This is a genomic window from Brevundimonas sp. (assembly GCF_036399195.1).
Classification (GTDB): Bacteria; Pseudomonadota; Alphaproteobacteria; order Caulobacterales; family Caulobacteraceae; genus Brevundimonas.
This window is the reverse complement of record NZ_DASWNO010000118.1, coordinates 1-2,506: the sequence shown is the minus strand read 5'-3', so window position 1 is coordinate 2,506 and position 2,506 is coordinate 1. Positions and strand designations below refer to the sequence as shown.

Here is a 2,506-nt window from a genome sequence, read left to right as displayed (position 1 = left end):
TGGCCACCTGGTCGTTGCGGCTCCGCGCCGTGTGCAGCCGCCCGGCCGGCTCGCCGATCAGTTCCGCCAGCCGGGCCTCCACATTCATGTGGATGTCCTCATAGGCGTCGCGGAAGGGGAAGGTCCCGCCGCGGATCTCGGCCTCGATGGCCTCCAGCCCGCCGAGGATGGCTTCGGCGTCCGCCTGCGCGATCACGCCCTGCGCCGCCAGCATGCGGCAGTGGGCCCGCGACCCCGCCAGGTCCTGCGCCCACAGCCGGCGGTCGACGCCGATCGAGACGTTGATCGCCTGCATCACGTCCGCCGGGCGCGACGAAAAGCGGCCCCCCCACATGTCTTGACCTGCGCCGTTCGGCGCGGCTTTGGTCGGGCTGGCGGAAGGCGGCAGGTCGGACATGAAGGTCTCGAAGACGGTCTGGGGCGCGGCGGCGGCGTGCGGACTGCTGATCGGCGTGATCGGCGGCGCCGCGCTGCTATACGACGAACCTGCCCGGAACGACAAAGCCGCCGCCGCACGAGATGCGGGGCAGGGCGGGCTGGCCCGCTTCGCGGTCGGCTCGCTCGCGGCCCTGGAGACCCCCGCCGACCTCGATCCCGCGCCAGCCCATGTGTTTCGGACGCGCGAGGGCGCCGAGGCGCGGTTGTCGGATTTCCGCGGCAAGGTGGTGGTCCTGAACGTCTGGGCCATGTGGTGCGTCCCCTGCCGCACCGAGATGCCGACCCTGGCGCGCCTCGCCACGGCCTATGCTGAGAGCGACCTCGTGGTCGTGCCGGTCAATGTCGACACCGGCGCCGACCAGGTCGCCGCGGCCGCCGCCTTCATCGACGGACACGCGCCCCTGCCGCTCTACAGCGACCCGAGGTTCCAACTGCCGTTCGAGCTTCCGGGGAAGGGCAAGATGCCCCAGACAGTGCTTCTGGACCGGCAGGGACGGATTCGCGCCCATCTCTCGGGCGAGGCCGACTGGGCGAGCCCCGAGGCGCGGGCGCTGGTCGACGCCCTGCTGGCCGAAGGGGTCGATCAGCAAGGTGAACCCAACCCGGCGCGGTCGCGAACCGGTTAGTTGCCCTTGGTGTCCGCGGCGGTCTCGGCCTTCTGGGCCTCGGCGTTCCTGTCGAGGTTGTCGGTGGCCTCGTCGACCTCCTGAGCCACTTCGGACGCCCCGGCGGCGATCGCGGAGCCGACCTGAGCGGCTTCCTCCTGCAGAGAGGCTCCGGCGGCCTCGGCGGCCTGACCGGTGTCGGCGGCCGCTTCGTTCGCGTCGGCCTGGGCGGCGTCCTGCTCGGGCTGGCTGCAAGCGGCCGCCCCGAGCGACACAGCGGCGAGGGCGGCGAGGGCGGAGACACGGATGCGCATGGGAAAATCCCCCTTGAAGCGATGAACCTTGGCGGTAAACGCGGCGCGACGGCGGCGGTTGCGCGCCGCCGTCCGCGTCAGGCCGCGGCGTCGCCCCAGACGGCTCGCAGACGCGCGCCTCGGCCGCAGAAACGGCTGTACCCCCCGTAGCGGACCGGGTTCAGCCTTGCGAAATCCTGATGGTGCGCCTCGGCCGGCCAGAAGCGGGCGACGTCGCGAACGGGGGTGACGAAGCGGGCGGGTCCGATCCGCGCCGCGGCCGCGCGGCGGGAGGCCTCGGCGATCGGCTTCTGGGCCGCCGTGACGAAGACGGCGGTGGCATAGGGCGCGCCCTGATCGCAGAACTGACCGTCGGGATCGGTCGGGTCGATGGTCAGCCAGAAGCGGTCGACCAGCTGTCTGTAGCTGATGCGGGCCGGGTCGAAGGTGACCTGGACCGATTCCAGATGGCCGGTGCCGCCGCGGACCACCTGTTCGTAAGCCGGATTGGCCACCCGCCCCCCGGCGAAGCCGGACACCGCCGAAACAACGCCCGGCATCCGCTCGAAATTGGCTTCCACTGACCAGAAGCAGCCGCCCGCGAAGACGGCCGTCTCGCGGCGGCCGCTGTCTCCGGCCTGAGACGGCGGCGCGCTTTCCGCCGGCGCGCCCGGAGAACAGGCGGCGATGATGAGCAGAGCCAGGGCGGGAAGGGCGCGGGGTGACATGATGGAGCTCCGGCGGCGACGAGCCACGGGAACATACGTCGCCCTGCAGACCGCGGTTTCAACCCCCCGCCCCAAAGCAAAACCGCCGGCCCCTTTCGGGACCGGCGGCTGCAGTCTTTGTGGCCTACCGGCCTTCGGCCTGCTTGAGGCCGGGGCCGGACTTTCGGCCTTCCGGGTTTAGCGGAAGTTGATGCCGATGGTGGCGCGGCGGTTGAGGGGCTCGCGCACGCCGTCGGCGGTCGGGCGGGCCAGGGCGGTTTCGCCGCGGCCGTCCAGCGAGATCACGCCGCCGTTGACGCCCTGGGCGACCAGCGCGTCCGCAACGGTGCGGGCGCGGCGGTTGGACAGGCCGACGTTGTAGGCGGCCGAACCCGAGGTGTCGGCGTGGCCGACGACCAGGATGCGGGTCGGACGGCCCGACTTGGCGTAGTTGGCGGCTTGC

At 72.1% G+C, this 2,506-nt stretch carries 5 protein-coding genes; 1 reads left to right on the top strand and 4 read right to left on the bottom strand.

The features are described 5' to 3' along the window. Window positions 1–334: lyase family protein (locus VGB60_RS05610; protein ID WP_414644473.1), on the bottom strand; the 334-nt coding region annotated here is incomplete at its 3' end. 61 nt (window positions 335–395) lie between these two features. On the opposite strand from VGB60_RS05610, the gene VGB60_RS05605 reads away from it, so the two are divergent. Next, on the top strand, window positions 396–1,064 hold the full coding sequence (locus VGB60_RS05605; protein ID WP_331037282.1) for a TlpA disulfide reductase family protein: 669 nt from the start codon (window positions 396–398) through the stop codon (window positions 1,062–1,064). Here VGB60_RS05605 and VGB60_RS05600 read toward each other — a convergent pair. From VGB60_RS05600 to VGB60_RS05590, 3 genes are all read right to left on the bottom strand, one after another. Then, window positions 1,061–1,357, bottom strand: coding sequence for a hypothetical protein (locus VGB60_RS05600; protein ID WP_331037281.1), 297 nt, complete (start codon window positions 1,355–1,357; stop codon window positions 1,061–1,063). The two genes, VGB60_RS05605 and VGB60_RS05600, sit on opposite strands and share 4 nt — an antisense overlap. A 77-nt stretch (window positions 1,358–1,434) precedes the next feature. Next, on the bottom strand, window positions 1,435–2,064 hold the full coding sequence (gene msrA / locus VGB60_RS05595; protein ID WP_331037280.1) for a peptide-methionine (S)-S-oxide reductase MsrA: 630 nt from the start codon (window positions 2,062–2,064) through the stop codon (window positions 1,435–1,437). A 177-nt stretch (window positions 2,065–2,241) separates the two neighbouring features. Then, window positions 2,242–2,506 (bottom strand): OmpA family protein (locus VGB60_RS05590; RefSeq protein WP_331037279.1); only part of this gene is annotated, 265 nt, incomplete at its 5' end.

Excerpts from the sequence above, each read along its gene's own strand:
- VGB60_RS05605 (WP_331037282.1), top strand. The coding sequence starts at position 396 with ATGAAGGTCTCGAAGACGGTCTGGGGCGCGGCGGCGGCGTGCGGACTG.
- VGB60_RS05600 (WP_331037281.1), bottom strand. The coding sequence starts at position 1,357 with ATGCGCATCCGTGTCTCCGCCCTCGCCGCCCTCGCCGCTGTGTCGCTC.
- msrA (WP_331037280.1), bottom strand. The coding sequence starts at position 2,064 with ATGTCACCCCGCGCCCTTCCCGCCCTGGCTCTGCTCATCATCGCCGCC.